General features: G+C 67.8%; 17 protein-coding genes. 7 read left to right on the top strand and 10 right to left on the bottom strand.

What is annotated here, in order from left to right; translation table 11 throughout:
- Positions 1-27: 27 nt before the first annotated feature.
- From IQ292_RS00485 to IQ292_RS00495, 3 genes are read right to left on the bottom strand one after another with little or no spacing between them, the layout of a single operon-like run.
- Complete coding sequence (locus tag IQ292_RS00485; protein ID WP_203308353.1) at positions 28-510, bottom strand: GAF domain-containing protein; 483 nt, start codon at positions 508-510, stop codon at positions 28-30.
- A 46-nt stretch (positions 511-556) separates the two neighbouring features.
- Complete coding sequence (gene arfB / locus IQ292_RS00490) at positions 557-952, bottom strand: alternative ribosome rescue aminoacyl-tRNA hydrolase ArfB (RefSeq protein WP_203308354.1); 396 nt, start codon at positions 950-952, stop codon at positions 557-559.
- Positions 952-1599, bottom strand: a complete 648-nt coding sequence (locus tag IQ292_RS00495) for an RluA family pseudouridine synthase (RefSeq protein ID WP_203308355.1) — start codon at positions 1597-1599, stop codon at positions 952-954. Before IQ292_RS00495 ends, arfB begins: the two co-directional genes overlap by 1 nt.
- Before the next feature lie 49 nt (positions 1600-1648).
- On the opposite strand from IQ292_RS00495, the gene IQ292_RS00500 reads away from it, so the two are divergent.
- Entirely contained in the window at positions 1649-2422 is a 774-nt protein-coding gene (locus IQ292_RS00500) for a M15 family metallopeptidase (protein WP_203308356.1), read from the top strand.
- 177 nt (positions 2423-2599) lie between these two features.
- Here IQ292_RS00500 and wrbA read toward each other — a convergent pair whose 3' ends face one another.
- Positions 2600-3202, bottom strand: coding sequence for an NAD(P)H:quinone oxidoreductase (gene wrbA / locus IQ292_RS00505; protein ID WP_203308357.1), 603 nt, complete (start codon positions 3200-3202; stop codon positions 2600-2602).
- Between the two features lie 66 nt (positions 3203-3268).
- Positions 3269-4003 carry a pirin family protein gene (locus IQ292_RS00510; RefSeq protein ID WP_203308358.1) on the bottom strand — a complete coding sequence of 245 codons (735 nt, stop codon included), beginning with the start codon at positions 4001-4003 and terminating at the stop codon, positions 3269-3271.
- 113 nt (positions 4004-4116) lie between these two features.
- Here IQ292_RS00510 and IQ292_RS00515 point away from each other — a divergent pair, with 113 nt between their 5' ends.
- Complete coding sequence (locus IQ292_RS00515; protein WP_203308359.1) at positions 4117-5040, top strand: LysR family transcriptional regulator; 924 nt, start codon at positions 4117-4119, stop codon at positions 5038-5040.
- Between the two features lie 342 nt (positions 5041-5382).
- Here the strand turns inward: IQ292_RS00515 and IQ292_RS00520 are convergent, their stop codons facing one another.
- Positions 5383-6420, bottom strand: a complete 1038-nt coding sequence (locus IQ292_RS00520; RefSeq protein WP_203308360.1) for a hypothetical protein — start codon at positions 6418-6420, stop codon at positions 5383-5385.
- Positions 6421-6795: 375 nt separating this feature from the next.
- Here IQ292_RS00520 and IQ292_RS00525 point away from each other — a divergent pair, with 375 nt between their 5' ends.
- From IQ292_RS00525 to IQ292_RS00535, 3 genes are all read left to right on the top strand, one after another.
- Positions 6796-7905 (top strand): AI-2E family transporter, encoded by a 1110-nt coding sequence (locus IQ292_RS00525; protein ID WP_203308361.1) that lies wholly within the window; start codon positions 6796-6798, stop codon positions 7903-7905.
- 123 nt (positions 7906-8028) lie between these two features.
- On the top strand, positions 8029-8724 hold the full coding sequence (gene ctrA, locus IQ292_RS00530) for a response regulator transcription factor CtrA (protein ID WP_203308362.1): 696 nt from the start codon (positions 8029-8031) through the stop codon (positions 8722-8724).
- Between the two features lie 142 nt (positions 8725-8866).
- Complete coding sequence (locus IQ292_RS00535) at positions 8867-9508, top strand: hypothetical protein (protein WP_203308363.1); 642 nt, start codon at positions 8867-8869, stop codon at positions 9506-9508.
- Between the two features lie 9 nt (positions 9509-9517).
- On the opposite strand, the gene IQ292_RS00540 is transcribed toward IQ292_RS00535, so the two are convergent.
- The gene (locus IQ292_RS00540) at positions 9518-11200 is read right to left on the bottom strand and encodes an amidohydrolase (RefSeq protein ID WP_203308364.1); all 1683 of its coding nucleotides are present in this window, start codon (positions 11198-11200) and stop codon (positions 9518-9520) included.
- A 165-nt stretch (positions 11201-11365) separates the two neighbouring features.
- Here IQ292_RS00540 and IQ292_RS00545 point away from each other — a divergent pair, with 165 nt between their 5' ends.
- Positions 11366-12607, top strand: coding sequence for a threonine ammonia-lyase (locus IQ292_RS00545; protein WP_203308365.1), 1242 nt, complete (start codon positions 11366-11368; stop codon positions 12605-12607).
- A gap of 91 nt (positions 12608-12698) precedes the next feature.
- On the opposite strand, the gene IQ292_RS00550 is transcribed toward IQ292_RS00545, so the two are convergent.
- Positions 12699-12944, bottom strand: coding sequence for a hypothetical protein (locus tag IQ292_RS00550; protein ID WP_203308366.1), 246 nt, complete (start codon positions 12942-12944; stop codon positions 12699-12701).
- A 221-nt stretch (positions 12945-13165) separates the two neighbouring features.
- Here IQ292_RS00550 and IQ292_RS00555 point away from each other — a divergent pair, with 221 nt between their 5' ends.
- Positions 13166-13921, top strand: a complete 756-nt coding sequence (locus IQ292_RS00555) for an arginyltransferase (protein WP_203308367.1) — start codon at positions 13166-13168, stop codon at positions 13919-13921.
- A 4-nt stretch (positions 13922-13925) separates the two neighbouring features.
- On the opposite strand, the gene IQ292_RS00560 is transcribed toward IQ292_RS00555, so the two are convergent.
- Together IQ292_RS00560 and IQ292_RS00565 are read right to left on the bottom strand one after the other, a co-directional pair.
- Entirely contained in the window at positions 13926-14894 is a 969-nt protein-coding gene (locus IQ292_RS00560; RefSeq protein WP_338057559.1) for a cell wall hydrolase, read from the bottom strand.
- Between the two features lie 97 nt (positions 14895-14991).
- Positions 14992-16998: a protein-disulfide reductase DsbD family protein gene (locus IQ292_RS00565; protein WP_238940696.1), complete on the bottom strand. Its 2007-nt coding sequence runs from the start codon at positions 16996-16998 to the stop codon at positions 14992-14994.
- Positions 16999-17086 lie beyond the last annotated feature (88 nt).

Below are 17086 nucleotides of genomic sequence, written 5' to 3' on the forward strand. Positions count from 1 at the left end.
TCAGGTACGGCGGCCCGAAGCCGGGGGTCAGGCGATGCGGGGCGCCAGACGCCGCATCAGCGCCTCGCAACCTGCCGCGTCTTCCGCATCGAAGCGGCCGGCCTCGGGGCTGTCCAGGTCAAGGACGCCGAGCAGCCGTTCTTCATGAACGATCGCAACCACCAGTTCCGACCGGCTCGCCGCATCGCAGGCGATGTGCCCGGGAAAGGCATGGACATCGGCCACGACCTGCGTTTCCCGCGTCGCCGCGGCGGTGCCGCACACGCCCTTGCCGAACGGAATGCGGATACACGCCGCCTTGCCCTGGAACGGCCCGAGCACCAGCTCGTCCGCGACGTTGCGGTAGAATCCGGCCCAGTTGAGGTCGGGGAGATACTGCCAGATCAGCGCCGCCGCATTGGCCATGTTGGCGATGGGATCGGGCTCGTCGGCGGTCAGCGCATCGAGCGCCGCGGCCAGGTCATGGTAGAGTTCGGCCTTGGAGCCGGCGGCGATATCGAACTGGTACATGCGCCCCGATGTAGGCCGACGCGGGCGCGAATCCCAGCCGGCGTCGTCAGTCGAGCCGGACCTTCGCCCTCGCCGCCTTGACCACGCCCCGGCCCTTCTTGGCATCGACGCGCTTTGCCCTGGCGCTCTTGGACGGTTTGGTCTTCACGCGGCGGGCCTCGCGTTCCTCCGCCTTGGCGAGCATCTCCATCAGCCGGTCGCGCGCGTCGGCTCGGTTCGCCTCCTGCGTCCGATAGCGGCGCGCGGTGATGATTAATTCGCCGCTGGTGCTGAGACGACTGCCCGCGATCACCTTCAACCGACGCCACGTCTCGGGGTGGAGCCCCAGCTTGAACACGTCGCAGCGCAGCTGGCACGCGGTGGCGACCTTGTTGACATTCTGCCCACCCGGTCCGGAGGCGGCGAGGAAGCGTTCCTCGATCGCATCCTCGGGCACGTGCATCACAGCGGCCAGACGCCGAACCGCTCGGGCATGGGGGCCTCCGCGCGGATCGGCTCCTTGGTCCCCCGCGGCACCACCAGTCCGGCCGCGTGCAGCAGCATCCCGCCCTTGTCCGCCGTGCCGTAGACAGGGTCGCCGACCACGGCGACACCCAGACCCGTCGCGGCATGCACGCGGATCTGGTGCGTCCGCCCGGTGGTGGGACGAAACTCCACCAGCGCGCGCCCCGCATCGTCCGTCGCGACGAGCCGCCAGTCGGTACGCGCATTTTTGCCCTTCGGATCGGCCACCATCCGCCATCCCTGTTCCCGCGTCGACACCTTGGCGAGCGCCAGGTCTATCGTCCCCGACTCGCCTTTCGGTACGCCAGCGAGCACGGCGAGGTATCGCTTCTCGACCAATCCCTGCTCGAACGCCTGCTGGTACCGCGCATGCGCCTTCGGGTTGCGCGACAGGAGCAGGCAACCGCTGGTGTCGCGATCGAGCCGATGCACCGCCTGCGGCCAGCGCTGGAAGCCGAAGCGCAGGGATTCGAGGTGGTTTTCGAGGCTGAGGCCGCCGTCGCGCGGGCGATCGACCGGCAGGCCGGCGGGCTTGTCGATGACCAACGCCTCGCCGTCGATGAATAGGACCCTGTCGCCATGCATGCGACGGCCCTTGCCACCGGATGGCGCTTCGCGCCAGAGGCGCACCGCAATGCGTGCGTTCCTCCCCTCCCTTCTCCTGTGCGGCCAGTTGCTCCAGGCGACACCCGCCGCGGCGGACATATGTCCCGCCGCCCGCGCCAGCATGAGCGATCCGGGCCGATCCTTCGGCCACCTCGCCTATGGCGATGCGCCGCCGGACGAACTCGTGCCCGCGCCTCCGGGCTTCGGCCTCGGCCGCTGCCTCGTCAGGCGCGACATGCTGCCCGACCTCGGCCGCCTGGTCGCGGCCGCCGCGGGCGATCCGGCGGTGGGCGGCACACTGCGCGGTCTGTCCTGCCATCGCTCCATCGTATCGCAGGCGGAGGTTTTCTGTCGTGGCGGGACGACCAGCGCCGCCGATCGCGCGATTTCCGTCGCGCCGCCGGGGCATAGCGAACATGCGACGGGTTATGCCGTCGACTTCGCGGTGCGGCCGGCGAACGGATGTCGCGACGCGGAAGCGTGTATGGCGGCGACGCCGGCGGCGCGGTGGCTGCTTCGCAATGCGCCGCATTACGGCTTTGAACTGTCGTTCCCTGGCGGCAACCGGCAACAGGTGAAATGGGAACCCTGGCACTGGCGCTGGGTCGGCGCGACGGCATCGGCGCCGGGCGCGGCGCGCGCCCGCTTCGTCTTCGCCAAGGCGCGCGATCAATTTCCCGCCGATCCGGCCGTCGACGCGACGGTGACCATCGCATCGGTCGTGCCGGTCGCGTTCGTCGCCCTCCCCGCCTGGGTAGCGCCCGCGGCCAAGGCCTCGAAGAAGGGCAAACGCGGCCTTTGATGCGCGATCCAGCAGGGCTGGGCTCGGGCAGTGCCATCCCTCGCCGCCACCCGGCCGCCCATTTAAGCTACGCTGTAAGGACGGCCGGGTTGGGGCAAGGGCCAGCACCCCGTCCGCGCACGTGGATCAGCCTCTAGCCAGAAGGCCCCTCCCGCGTGCGGGAGGGGACGCGCCGTGTCAGCCCTTCAGCCTGGCTGCGGTCTCGGCGATACGCTTGCCCTGGTGCCGCGCGCCGTCCAGGTCGACCTGACTGGGCTGGCGGCTGCCATCGCCGTCGGCGAGCGTCGAGGCGCCGTAAGGCGTCCCGCCATGCACTTCCTTGACGCCCATCTGGCCCTGATAGCCATAGTCCAGGCCGACGATCGTCATGCCGTGATGGAGCAGGTTGGTGAGGATGGAGAAGAGCGTCGTCTCCTGCCCGCCGTGCTGGCTGGCGGTCGAGGTGAAGGCGCCCCCCACCTTGCCGACCAGCCCGCCGCGCATCCACACGCCGCCGGTCGTGTCCCAGAAGGCCGCCATCTGGCTCGGCATCCGGCCGTAACGGGTCGGGGCGCCGACGATGATCGCGTCATACTGGGTCAGGGCGTCGGGACCCTCGATCTCGGGATGCGCGGTGTCGGTCTTGAAATGCGCCGCGGCGACGACCTCGGGCGGAGCGGTTTCCGCGACGCGGCGGATGTCCACCTCGGCGCCGCCGGCGCGCGCGCCTTCCGCCATGGCGTCCGCCATCTTCTCGATATGGCCGTAGGACGAATAATAGAGGACGAGGACCTTGGTCATCGGATGTTGCTCCAGATCAATGGGAAAGGAACGTGCCCGGCGACAACCGGGCACGGCAGTGAAGGTTCAGTTCGCGTCGACCAGCACGATCTCGGCATCGTCGATCGCGGTTATGGTCACCGTCTGGCGGCCGGACAGCGCCGCACCGTCGCGCGCGTCGAAGCGCACGCTGTCGATGTCGATCGCGCCGGTCGCCGGCACCAGATAGACGTGCCGCCCCTCGCCGATCGTGTGCGTCGCGCTCTGGCCTGCCTTCAACGTCGCAGCCATCACGCGTGCCTCGGCGCGGATCGGCAGCGCGTCGGTGTCTTGGGCAAAGCCGCTGGCGAGCGTCACGAACTGGCCGGACCGGTCACCTTTCGGAAAGGGCTTGGCGCCCCAGCTCGGCGCGCCGCCCGTCCGGGTCGGCTCGATCCAGATCTGGAACAGCGTCGTCGTCTCGTTCTCCAGATTGTATTCGGCATGGCGCACGCCGGAGCCCGCGCTCATCACCTGCACGTCACCCGCTTCGGTACGGCCTTGATTGCCCATCGAATCCTGATGCGTGATCGCCCCGGTGCGGACATAGGTGACGATTTCCATGTCGCGGTGCGGATGCGGCGGGAAACCGGTCTGCGGCGCGATGGCGTCATCGTTCCACACCCGGATCGCGCCCCAGCTCATCCGGGCGGGATCATAATAATTGGCGAAGCTGAAATGATGCCGGGCATCGAGCCAGCCGTGATCGGCATGGCCCAGGCTGGCGAACGGCCTCCGTTCGATTCCGGCGTTTGCAGCGGTCTTGGTATCGGTAGCGAGCATGGCTGCCTCCTGTCTGTTGCAGCCAAGATGGGGCGGATCGGGCAGCGCGTAAACGGAAACGCTGGAAACCTATCGTTTCCCTGCTACGCCTGCGCGCTGAGGGAGAAAGACGGATGCGGCTACCCGATCTTGAGGCCTGGGCGATCTTCGCGGCGGTGGTCGAGCATCGCTCGTTCAGCGGCGCGGCCGATGCGATCGGCCTCAGCAAGGCGACGGTGAGCAAGGCGATCACCCGGCTGGAGGCGCATATCGGCCAGTCGCTCTTCCACCGCACCTCGCGCCGGCTCGCGCTGACGGAGGCGGGCAAGCCGCTCGCCGACTATGCCGCGCGCATCCTCGCCGAGGCCCGGGCGGCGGAGGAGACCGCGCGCGACGCGGCAAGCGCACCGACGGGGCGCGTCCGCCTCGCCGCACCGATGAGCTTCGGCATCGGCAGCGTCGCACCGCTGATCGCCGAATTCCTCAGCCTGCATCCGGGCATCGAAATCGACCTCCATTGCTCCGACGCGCGGATCGACATCGTCGCGGAGGGATTCGACGTCGCGCTGCGCATCGCCGACCTGCCCGATTCGAGCCTGCGCGCGCGACGGCTGTGCGGCATCCGCATGCACATGATCGCCGCCCCCGCCTATCTCGCGCGGCACGGCGAGCCGAAGCATCCCGGCCAGCTCGGCGAGCACCGGCTGCTCGGCTATGCCAACGTCCCCGGCCCGTGGCGCTTCCGCGGTCCGGGCGGCGCGGAGGTGTCGGTCAAGCCCGAAGGCCCACTCGTCGCCAATTCCGGCGAGGCGCTGGTGCCGGCGCTGATCGCGGGACTCGGCATCGCGCGGCTGCCGGGGTTCATCATTGGGCCGCACCTCGCGGCGGGCGATGTGGTCGAGATCCTCGCCGATTGGGCCCCCCCGCCGGTCGGCCTCCACCTCCTCACCCCGCCCAGCCCGCTGCGCCCCGCGCGGGTCGAGGCGCTGATCACCTTCCTCGGTGCGCGGCTGCGGGACCCGTGCGAGGGCGGACATGGTCCTGGCTCTGGAAGCTGACCGCGCCGCTGCTGGGGCCAGCTTGAGGGAAATGGCGGATTGCGCCCAAACCTAGACGCTCGGGCACGCAATCTGTCTTCCCGAAATCGGCCATCGGTTCAGTCCGACCATTCCCGTTTCCCCGTCATCAAGGGGCAATTTCGGGAAAGAGTAAGTGGGAACATATTTCGGGAAACGCGATGCCTCCGACGCCTCGCAACACGGTCAGAAAGTCCGCTTTCCCGCTACGGATTCGCTTTCGGGAATGGGCTGCATAATCGCTTTTCGTATCGTAGGGTCATTGCGTCCCATAGCAAAGGCATGTCCCGCACCCCGCTGATAAGACCCGGATGCCTTGCTTGATCAGCCGCCCCGCGACTGTATGACGGGAGAAAGTACAGTTGCGCTGCGGAGCCTAGTGACGAACCGTCTGATCGTGAAACTTGCGACGGGCGTTCGCTTGCCTTCGTCGTCGCGATAGAACGCAACCAGCATCGTCATCCCGCTACGCCAGCCCACGCCCTCATGACCATAGATGGCAAGCAAGGGATGTCCCGCCAAAGTCACATGAGCGGTAATACCGTCAACGTAGTTCCAGCTTGGTGGGAAGCGATTGCGCCCAAAGGTTGGAAACTCAATTCGTGCGATTTCACCCTTGTCGAGACCGGCTTGCGCATCACCAGCGCCCCGCGAGCCGCCTGCGTCACCCGCGTCTAGCGACCGCGCAAGCCCAAGCGCTGTGCGCCCACCCGCAGCAACTATCGCAGGATCGCCGAAGCTTTCCGAGATCCTATAGTCGGTGCTGAACCGCAGCGCGATGCGGCACGCGGGGCCAAAGTCCTGCCCGGACCACGGAGTGAGTTGGATGTCTTCGTCGGGTGACTCGGCTTCATTCTGACCGTGGTCGATCACGAACAGGCTGTTGCCGACCGTGCCTAAATCTTCGACCGTCGTATAGCTGCCACCCCGCGCTGACCTCGGAGTGGCCAGAACCGATATCGCGCCGCTCGCGTCAGCCTGGACGAACGCACTTGCCTGCTCATGAAGCGTGCCCTGGAACGTGTAGACCTGATACAGTGTGGTTCCCATTAGATGCTCGACGAAAGTAGTGGTGCCTGGCCCGGCACCGATCGTCTCAATCACATCAGGATTTTGAGCTATTAGCTGCTCGGTGCGAGTAAATGGACGCTGAGGTGAGCCGTTCGCTTCCTGTGAAAGTCGCATTACACCTTGAAGCGGTGTCTTGGCGTGATCCCACGCTCTTGGCGGCAATACCCGTGCCCCACGCGCAACCGCTTCACATGGTGCAGCGGCGACCTCGCTGAGCGAACCGGCTGTTTTTGCTCCTGCCAGATTAGGTGCGGCCAACATGGCCGTTGCCAGCCCAATCGCAACCCTCATCGTCCCATCCCATTATTTAGCGCCAGCCCCGGAACGTTTCAGATTGTATGCAACGTCGGCGTTCACAAGACTACGCATAAAGCCGACAGCCACCTACCCGCAATCGGTCGCCGCCCCGGACGCCTTCCAGCTCCTTGAACGTCAGCGACAGGTGAGTTTTGAGAAACTGCCAGCGTTCCCGGTAGACCGCCGTTTTCGGGAAAAGGCAGTGCCGGGCGATTTCGGCTATCGTCCTCGGCGTTCCGGTAAGCAGACGTTCCGCTTCCTCCCAATAGCGGACGTTCCGGTCACCCACTGCGACCATCCCCCCCAATCCGGGGAGCAAAACCACTCGTCGCTCATTGAGCACGCCATGCCGACCCGTCCCGCCGCCGCATGAACCGCCTCGCTCCCGACGAGGCCGATGCGCGCTTCATGCGCCGGGTGCTCTACGTGCTGGTCATCGTCGGCATCGCCGCCGCGCTGCTCAAGGCGGGCAATCTGCTCATCCTCGCCTTCGGGTCGATGCTCGGCGCGATCGCGATCCACGCCATCGCCGACCTGTGGCGCGACCATGTCCGCGTGCCCGAGCGCGCCGCGCTGCCGCTGGGCATGGCGACCGCGCTCGGCATCGTCGTCTTCCTCGCCTGGCTGTTCGGCGTCCAGTTCCGCGAGCAGGTCAACGTCCTCGTCACCCGCCTGCCCGGCCTGCTCGACCAGCTCGCCGCCTGGGCATCGCAAAGCCCGGTCGGCGCGAAGATCGTCGACGCCGTCCGCCAGGCCTATGCCGGATCGCAGGCGGCGCGCGATGTCGGCGGGCTCGTCACCGGGGCGGGCGAACTGCTGCTCAATTGCATCCTGCTGCTCGTCGGCGCGCTGTTCTTCGCCGCCGACCCCGGCATCTACCAGCGCGGCTTCCTGTTCCTGATGCCGCCGTCGAAGCGACCCGCGATAGAGGACGCGCTGTTCGACGTCGGCTCGACGCTGCGGCTGTGGCTGCGCTCGTCGCTGATCCTGATGACCACCATGGGCGTGCTGATCGGCGTCGGCCTGTGGATTTCGGGCGTGCCGTCCGCCGCCGCGCTCGGCCTGCTCGCCGGCCTCAGCGAATTCATCCCCTATGTCGGCCCGACGGCGGCGATGGTCCCCGCGCTCGGCCTCGCCGCGACGCAGGGCAACGGGCCGCTGATCGGCGCGCTCGTCACCTATGCCGTGGTGCGCCTGATCCAGACCAACTTCATCACCCCCTATGTCCAGGCACGCGTCGTCTCGATCCCGCCGGCGATCACCGTCTTCGCGATCATCGGCATCGGCGTGATCTTCGGCATCTTCGGGCTGTTCTTTTCCGCCGCGCTGCTCGTCGTCATCTTTACGCTGGTGCGCAGCCTGTACCTGAGGGAGGTATTGGGAGAGGACATTCCCCGCAGCCGCCACCAGACCTTGCTCGGCCCGGACCTCACGCCGGTCGACCCGGACGGGGACGAGTCGCCACGCGAATCGCGGTAATCGCGGGATTAATTCGCTTTAATCGCAAATTAACCTTTGTCCTTCAGATGTCGTTTGGTTAATGAATCCGGGCCGTCCGGGCACGCCAGGGAGTGCCCGTCCGCGCCAACAGGGGACGACGCGATGCGGGTGCTGCTGATCGAGGACGAGCCGACCACGGCCAAGGCCATCGAGCTTATGCTCGGGACCGAAGGCTTCAACGTCTACACGACCGACTTGGGCGAAGAGGGCTTGGACCTCGGCAAGCTCTACGACTACGACATCATCCTGCTCGACCTCAACCTGCCGGACATGCACGGCTATGACGTGCTGAAGAAGCTGCGCGTCGCCCGCGTGTCGACGCCGGTGCTGATCCTGTCGGGCATCAGCGAGATGGACAGCAAGGTGCGCAGCTTCGGCTTCGGCGCGGACGATTATGTCACCAAGCCGTTCCACCGCGAAGAGCTGATCGCGCGCATCCACGCGGTCGTCCGCCGGTCCAAGGGTCATTCGCAGTCGGTGATCCGCACCGGCAAGCTCGCCGTGAACCTCGACGCCAAGACCGTGGAGGTCGACGGCGCCCGCGTGCACCTGACGGGCAAGGAATATGCGATGCTCGAGCTGCTCAGCCTGCGCAAGGGCACCACGCTGACCAAGGAGATGTTCCTCAACCATCTCTATGGCGGCATGGACGAGCCCGAGTTGAAGATCATCGACGTCTTTATCTGCAAGCTGCGCAAGAAGCTCAGCGTCGCCTGCGACGGCGAGAATTACATCGAGACCGTCTGGGGCCGCGGTTATGTGCTGCGCGAGCCGGAAGAGATCGTCGCGGTCGCCTGATCGCGGATCGCGCCCGTCATCATGCGACGCCGCTGCGGCCCGGTGCGGCCGCTTTCACGCGCGGTGGTCGCACAGGCCGCAACCGCTAGCGGGTGCGACGTCGACCTCTTGGACGATGTCGTCCTGACGGTCGCATAGTCGGGTGACCAACGCTCCGCCATCTGCGTCGAAGCCTGACATCGGGCAGGCCTTGTCGGCGGTGTACGAGGCCTTCGCGTGCGTACCGCCCGCCACGATCGAAGGATGTCCCTGCTGTATCGCGACGCGCGGCATCGACGTGCTGTTGACGACGCCCTTGCGACAAATCCCCGGTCGGGCGCTGCGGCGCTATGTGTCAGGCGCCTTTTTGACGGTCGGCGACACGCGGGATTTCCGCTACCTCCTCCCCCGGATTCTGGAGGTGTCCGTACGCGAGTCCGAGGATGCCAACGATCCGGAAATCGTGCTGGGAAAGCTGGCGCTCGCCGACTGGCGATCGTGGTCGCGGGAGGAGCAGCGCGTGATCGAGGATCTCGTCGACGCCTGGTTCGAGCAAAGGCTTGCGCGTGATCTGGCCGAGGCCGCAGAGGGATGGCTCACGTGCGAGGTCGAGCAAATCCTGTGCGGGGCGGCACGGGCAGGAATGTCCTTGCAGCCCTGGCTCCTTCGCCTGTCGGAGAGCGACGCAGCGCCTGTTCTTGCCGATCTGCGGGAGCGATTCCCGAAACGCCTGTCGTCATTCTGGAAATATGCGCCCGCGGGTCTGTCCGAACTGGCGACGATAGTCACAATCGGCCGCGCGTAGCCACGCCCCCTATTTCCGCTCCCAGACCTTCTGGCCGCCGATCCACGTTTCCAGCACCTTTGTCGCGCGCAGTTCCGTGGGGCTGGCGTTCAGCGGATCGCGATCAACGACGACGAAATCGGCCTTCTGCCCCGGCTCCAGCGATCCGAACTGCTTCTCCGCGAATCCGGCATAGGCCGCGCCGCCGGTATAGGCCCACCAGGCCTGTTCGCGCGTCACCACCTCCTGCGGCTGCCAGCCGCCGAACGGCTGGCCGTCCGGCCCCTGCCGCGTCATCGCCGCGGCCCAGCCCGCCCAGGGATCAGGCCGTTCGACCGGATAGTCGGAGCCGAAGGCGAGATGCGCACCGTTCTTGAGCATCGACGCCCAGGCATAGGCCCCCGTCAGCCGTTGCGCGCCGAGCCGCGCTTCCGCCATCGACCGGTCGCTCGTCTCGTGGACCGGCTGCATAGAGGCGACGATGCCGTTGCGGCCGAAGCGCGGCAGATCGGCAGGATCGACGATCTGCGCATGCTCGATCCGCCACCGCCGGTCGCCCTTGTAGGTGTCCGAAAGCTCCTCGATCGCGCCCAGGACCTGCGCATTCGCCCTGTCTCCGATCGCGTGAACGGCGATCTGGTAATTGTCCATCGCCGCACGGCTCATCAGGTTGCGGATCAGCGTGTCGGACATGAAGCCCGCCCCCGACTGGCCCGGCGCGTCGGCGTAGGGTGCCTTCAGCCACGCCCCGCGCGATCCCAATGCGCCATCGGCGTACAGCTTGACGCCGACCAGGCGCAGACGGTCGCCGTAGAGCCACGGACTAGGCCCCGTCCCACCGATCTGGATCGCCGTGTCGACGCCCATGCCATAGCTCATGATTCGCACGCGCAGGTCGCCGCGATCGGCGATCCGGCGATAGGTGAGCCAGTCGTCCAGGCTGGTGCCCATGTCAGCCGTCGCGGTGACGCCATAGGAGAGCAGGATGTCCTGTGCCCGGATGAAGGCCGCGTTGCGGTCCTTGCCGAGCGGCTGCGGCACGACCTTGCGCACCAGGTCCATGGCGGCGTCGACGAACACACCCGACGGGCGGCCTCCCGCCTTCTCGATCCGGCCGCCCGCAGGCGTCGCGGTAGCGGCGGTGACCCCCGCCGCCTTCATCGCCGCGCTGTTCGCCCAGGCGGCATGGCCATCCGCACGCTCAAGCCATACGGGCAGGTCGCCCGTCACCGCATCCAGCTCCGCCGCGGTGGGAAAGCGACCGAGCCCCCAGGTCTCCTGATTCCAGCCGCCGCCCAGGATCCAGCGCCGCTCAGGGTTCGCCTTGATATAGGCGGCGATCTTCGCCTGCGCCTCGGCCAGACTCTTCGTGTCCGACAGATCGAGTTCGAGCGCCCGGAAGCCGAGTTCCATGACATGACCGTGCGCGTCGATCATGCCCGGCACGATCGTCCGCCCCTTCAGGTCCGCGCGCCAGTCGTAGCGCGGCCCCGGATTTTTGCGTGTCGGCTCCGGCGCCTTCTCCCCCACGGGGATGAGCCGCACGACACGGCCCTGGCCGTCGATCACCATCGCGCGGAAGCGGACGACGCGTTGATTCGAATCGAGTGTCACCCCGCTGACATTGTCGATCAGCGCATCCGCTTGGGCGGCGCAGGGCGCCAGGACGGCTGCCGAGGCCGCGAGCAGGGCATGGACGGTGCGTTTTGCCATTGGTCCGCCATATGGCGGGGACGACGGATTGGCGAGAGTCCAGATAGGCTTGCGTGCCAAGTCGGCGCACGCCCTCGCCCAGATCCGTACCGTCGCCCCGGCTTTCGGACGGCGACGGCCGCCGCGGCGGTTCCCCCGGGTCGCCTAATCGTATAGCTGGACCTTATGGCTACCCTGAGCGTCGACGCCGCCGTCCTTCCCGTTTCCATCGATGATGTTCACGCGGCGCATGGGCGCATTCGCGATTCGATCGTCCGCACGCCGACGCTCGTCAGCCGGACCCTCTCCCAGATGACCGGGGCGAAGGTATATCTGAAGTTCGAAAATCTGCAGTTCACCGCCGCGTACAAGGAGCGCGGCGCGCTCAATACCCTGCTGCAGCTGTCCGACGCGGCGCGGGCCAAGGGCGTCATCGCGGCATCGGCCGGCAACCATGCCCAGGGCGTCGCCTATCACGCCAACCGGCTCGGCATTCCCGCCACGATCGTCATGCCCCGCACCACCCCGACGGTGAAGGTCGTGCAGACGGAGGGGCATGGCGCCACCGTCGTACTCGAAGGCGAGACGTTCGACGCCGCCTATGCGCATGCCCGCGTGCTGGAGGCGGAGCGCGGCTTCACCTTCGTCCACCCGTTCGACGATCCCCGCGTCATCGCCGGCCAGGGAACCGTCGCGCTCGAGATGTTCGAGGACGTGCCGGAACTCGACACGCTGCTGACGCCGATCGGCGGCGGCGGGCTCATCTCCGGCATGGCGACGGTCGCGCGGGCGCAGCCGCATGACGTCGAGGTGATCGGCGTGCAGGCCGAACTGTTCCCCTCCATGTACAATCGCATCCGTGGCACGCATTTGCCATGTGCGGGCGACACGCTGGCGGAAGGAATCGCGGTCAAGGAGCCCGGCGGCATCACCGCGGCGATGGTGGCCGCGCTGGTCGACGACATCGTACTGGTCGCCGAGCGCAATCTGGAGGAAGCGGTCAGCCTGCTGCTGCAGATCGAGAAGACGGTTGTCGAGGGTGCGGGCGCCGCGGGGCTCGCCGCGCTGCTCGCCTATCCCGAACGGTTCGCCGGGCGGTGCGTCGGGATCGTGCTGTGCGGCGGCAATATCGACACACGGCTTCTCGCCAACGTGCTGCTCCGCGACCTCGCCCGGTCCGGCCGCCTCGCCCGCCTGCGCATTCGGCTGCAGGATCAACCCGGCGCGCTCTATCACGTCGCGCGCATCTTCGACGCGCAGCGCGTCAACATCATCGAGGTCTATCACCAGCGCATCTTCACGTCGCTGCCCGCGAAGGGCCTGATCACCGACATCGAATGCGAGGCGCGCGATCGCGACCATCTGAGCCGGCTGATCGCCGCGCTGCGCGAGGGCGGCTACGAGACGAGCCTCGTCGAGCAGGCCTGAAGGCCGCCGCTTTCAGGCCCCGGTCGGCCCGCGACGAGAAAGGGGCGCCGCGACCTTAGCCGCGACGCCCCTTCCCGCTATGCAATGCCGATCAGTTGCTGTCGGAGTTGCTGTCGTTGACGATCGCCACGACACCGATCGCGACGACACCCGCCGCGATGATCGCGGCGAGCACGCCGCCACCGCCGCCGAGCTTGCTCTTGCCCGCGGTCGGCGCACCGGCGCGGACCGACGGGGAAATCGACAGCGACGCCGCCGGGTTCGCGGGCGCCGCGAAAGCGGGCGCCGACGCGAGGAGCGACAAAGCGGCGACGGAACCCGTTAGAAACTTGCTCATGAATACACCTCTACAAAACCCTGGACCGGGTAAACCAGATCAATGACAGAAAGGTTCCCCTGTCGCGCGCAGTTTTTGCTGCGATGCGCAAGAGAATGCTTCAGAACGGATTAACCCATTTTTATGGTAAAGGCGCTTTCCACCAGGTGTCGGGTTATACATATACGCTATCGGGCGGGTCGGGCCGTTCCGACACTTTCTCGGATGGGAGCTGACGGGCGGTGACCGCGCCATTTCGTTTTCCGCGCTTTTTCGTCACCAGCCCTGCACCCTGTCCGTACTTGCCGGGCAGGCAGGAGCGCAAGGTTTTCACCGAGCTGACCGGCCCCCATGCCGCGGAGTTGAACGACGCGCTCGGCCGCATCGGCTTCCGTCGGTCGCAGGGGGTCGCCTATCGCCCGTCTTGTGCCAATTGCGCAGCCTGTCTTTCGGTTCGCGTCGTCACGCAGCAGTTCGAGCCGAACAGCACGCAGCGCAAGTTGCTCAAGCGTCATGCCGGCCTGACCGTCACCGCCTGTCGTCCCTGGGCCACGGACGAGCAGTTCCAGCTGCTGCGGCGCTATCTCTCCGCCCGCCACCCCGGCGGGGGCATGGCGGGGATGGACGAGGACGATTATGCCGACATGGTCGAACATTCGCCCGTCAATTCGCTCGTGATCGAATATCGGCTGCCGGCGGCGGACGGCGGTCGCGGGCAGCTGGTGGGCGCATGCCTGACCGACCAGCAGGCGGACGGTCTTTCGATGATCTACAGCTTCTTCGATGCCGGCGACGATGCGCCGGCGGGGCTGGGCAATTTCATCATCATGGATCACATCCTGCGCGCACGCGACGCCGGGCTGCCCTATGTCTATCTCGGCTATTGGGTGAAAGGGTCGCAACGCATGGCGTACAAGACGCGCTATCGCCCGATCGAGGTGCTTGGCCCCACCGGCTGGCGATTGATGGAAGACGGGCCGGATCAGGCGGCGGGCTGACCGCTCAGATCGGGTCGCTCTCCGCCTCGATCACGACGCCGTCCGCCGTGACCTCGCGCTCGGGCGCGCCGCGGCCGAAATGGACCCGCACGCCGCCGCTCGTCAGCATCGACGGGCGCGGGGTCGCGGTCGCGTTGGCAGAGGCGGTCATCCTCCCACGATGGACGGTGACCCCCGTGTCGTCGGTCGCATCGGGGTAGAAGGCTGCGGTGGTCGCGCCCGGCGTCCCCGCCAGGCGCGGCGAGGCGATGCCCGGCTCGACACCGGCATAGTCCGCGCGGAAGCTCAGGGCCCGCTCCATCGCGCCGCGCCATCGGTAGAAGATGTGCGCACCGACCGAACCGATCCGCGTCAGGCTGCCTGCCCACCAGGGCAGCACGTAATTGGCATGGTAGAAGGTCGCCGAACCGACCGGCGCATAGACCTGGCCGGACAAGGCGGCGGCGGCGACCTGCGCGGCGCGCGCCCAGGCGAGCGGATCGCGGCGGTAATTCATCGATCCATCGCAGGTGAAGGAGAACTGGCATCCCGTGCGCCGCTGCGAGCCCTGGTAGACCACGCCGCAGACGCTGTGCGGAAAGGCGCGGTCGCGCACGCGGTTGAGCACGACCTGCGCCACCGCCCGTTGCCCGTCGATCGGTTCCGAGCGCGCCTCGTAATAGACGGCTGCGGTCAGACAGTCCGCGGCGCGGCGTGCATCCTCCTCGCTGCGAGCGCTCGCCAGGAACCCCGGCGCCGCCTGCACGAAGGCGGGGGCTGCATCGTCGGACGGGTCGAGACCCAGCGCGCGCGGCAGATCCGCAGTCGCCGACGCGTCGAGCGCGAGATCTCGAAGCAACTGGCGCGGGCTGGCCGGCGGCACCGCCTGCGCCACCGTGACCCGCTTCGCCTTGGGCGGCACGCACGACGATGCGGCGAGCAATGTCAGGCCCAGCAGCGACTGGCCGAGGATCGAGATACGGAAACGCCCCACGATGCGCGGGGCTAAGCCATCGCCCTTGCGATACGGTTAATTGCTTCGGGGCCGGCCCTATCCCCTCGCCTACGGCCGCAGCGGGGGACGGCCGGTATCAATGGAGCGTCGCGAGCATCCCCGGCGTCAGCACCTGCGGCAGCACCTGCGGCGTGGCCGCGCCGGGCGCATAATAGAGGTACAGCGGCACCCCCGCGCGATTGTGCGCCTGGATGAACCGGCCGAGCACGGGATCGCCATCGGTCCAATCGCCGACGAGGACCTGCACCTTGTTGCGGGCGAACGCTGCGCGCGTCGCCTGGGTGTCGATCGCGGCACGCTCGTTGACCTTGCACGTCAGGCACCAGTCAGCCGTGAAATAGGCGAACACCGGCTTGCCCTCCCGCCGCAGTTGCGCAAGCTTTGCTTCGCTGAACGCCGTGCCGTCGGTCTCGGCATGGACCGTGGCATTGCCCGTCACGACCAGCGCAAGTACCAGCGGTGCCCCGATGGCCGCGAACGCCAGTGGCAGACCGAAGCCCTCGCCGCGATGCTGACGCCGCCCGCCCGCGACGAGGACGATCGCGACCAGCACGGCCGCCGCGATCCCGACGCCGAGCCCGAGCCAACCCGCCTGCCGCCACAGAAGCCACAGCAACGCCGCCGTCGTCAGCAGCATCGGTATCGCGAGGACGCGCCGCAGCCGCTCCATCCACGCACCCGGTCGCGGCAGGAAGCGGCGCAGTGCGGGCACGAACCCGATGGCCAGGAACGGCAGCGCGAGCCCGAGCCCCAGGCCGGCGAACACCGCAAGCGCCGCCGGCCACGGCAGCACGAGCGCCGCGCCGAGCGCTGCCCCCATGAACGGCCCGGTACAGGGCGTCGCGACGAAGGCGGCCAGCGCGCCCGTGGCGACCGATCCCAGCGCGCCCCCGTGCGTCGCGAATTGCGGCGCGGGCACTTCGAACCGGCCCAGCAAATTGAGGCCGATCGCGAAGGTCAGCGCGACGAGCAGCACGATGACGCGGGGGTCCTGCAGCTGGAAGGCCCAGCCGATCGCCGACCCGCCCGCCCGCAGCGCGAGGATCACACCGCCCAGCGCGACGCAGGTCAGCACCGCGCCCAGCGTATAACCGAGCGCATCGACGCGCGCCGTCCGCTCGTCGGCGCCGCCGCGCGCGAGATGCAATGCCTTCAGGCTGAGGATCGGAAAGACGCACGGCATGACGTTGAGGATCAGGCCGCCCAGCAGCGCACCGGCAAACGCCGCGAGCACGGCCGCCAAGCCACCGCTCGCCGCGGCTTCCTGGCCGGACGTCGCCGCGACCGTTCCCGGCGCCGCCCGTACCGACAGGCCGAGATCGCGACCGATGCGGAGTACGCCCTCGATCCGCCCGCTCGGTGCGCCCTGCGTCGCGATCACCAGCCGGTCGCCGTCGCGCGTCACCGTCTGCGGGGCGGCATATTTCAGGCTGCCCGGCGTGCCGGCGAAGAAATAGGCCTGATCGACCTTCGCGGTGGCCGGCAGCGGCACCGCGATTGTCACCGTGTCGCCCTCGACCTGGTAGGTCGCCGCGGCATCCAGCGGCTTCGGGATCGCCGCCCGCCAGCGATCGAACGCAGCACCATTGGCTGGTGCCCCGTCGCCGACCGTCAATTCGACCGCAAGATTCTGCTGCTCGGGAACGCAGATCGTGTCCGTGCAGACGAGATAGCTGGTGTGCAGCCGGATCGGCAGCTTCGTGCCTGCCGCCAGGCCTGCCGGCACGTGCACCGCGACCAGCGGCGCATAGGGCGTGTCGTAGACGAAATTCATCAGCCCCGCGACGACGAGCGTCGTCGGCACCGGCCATTGCGGTGCGTCGACCGACACGCCCTTCGGCAGCGTCCAGTCGAAGCTGGGGGGGAAACCCGCATCCCCCGGATTGCGCCAATAGCCGTGCCAGCCCTTCGCCGGCCGCGTATCGAGCGCCAGCGTCACCACCTGGCCGGCGCGTGGCGCGTCGCTGTCCGCGACCAGCGACATCGCCAGATGCGGCGCCCCGCCCGCTGGCGGGAGGCTGTCCGCCGCCGCCGGCGCGAGGCCCAGTCCAAGCCAGATCGCCGCCTGTGCGATCAGCGTCATCACGGCGCCACACAGTGCGCGCATTGCGGTCGTTGCCCGTCCCATTGATTGCGACCATAGCGGACTCGACGATCCAGTATAAGGTTAT

The sequence above is a fragment of the Sphingomonas beigongshangi genome, from assembly GCF_016820445.1.
In the GTDB taxonomy this organism is placed as follows: Bacteria; Pseudomonadota; Alphaproteobacteria; order Sphingomonadales; family Sphingomonadaceae; genus Sphingomonas; species Sphingomonas beigongshangi.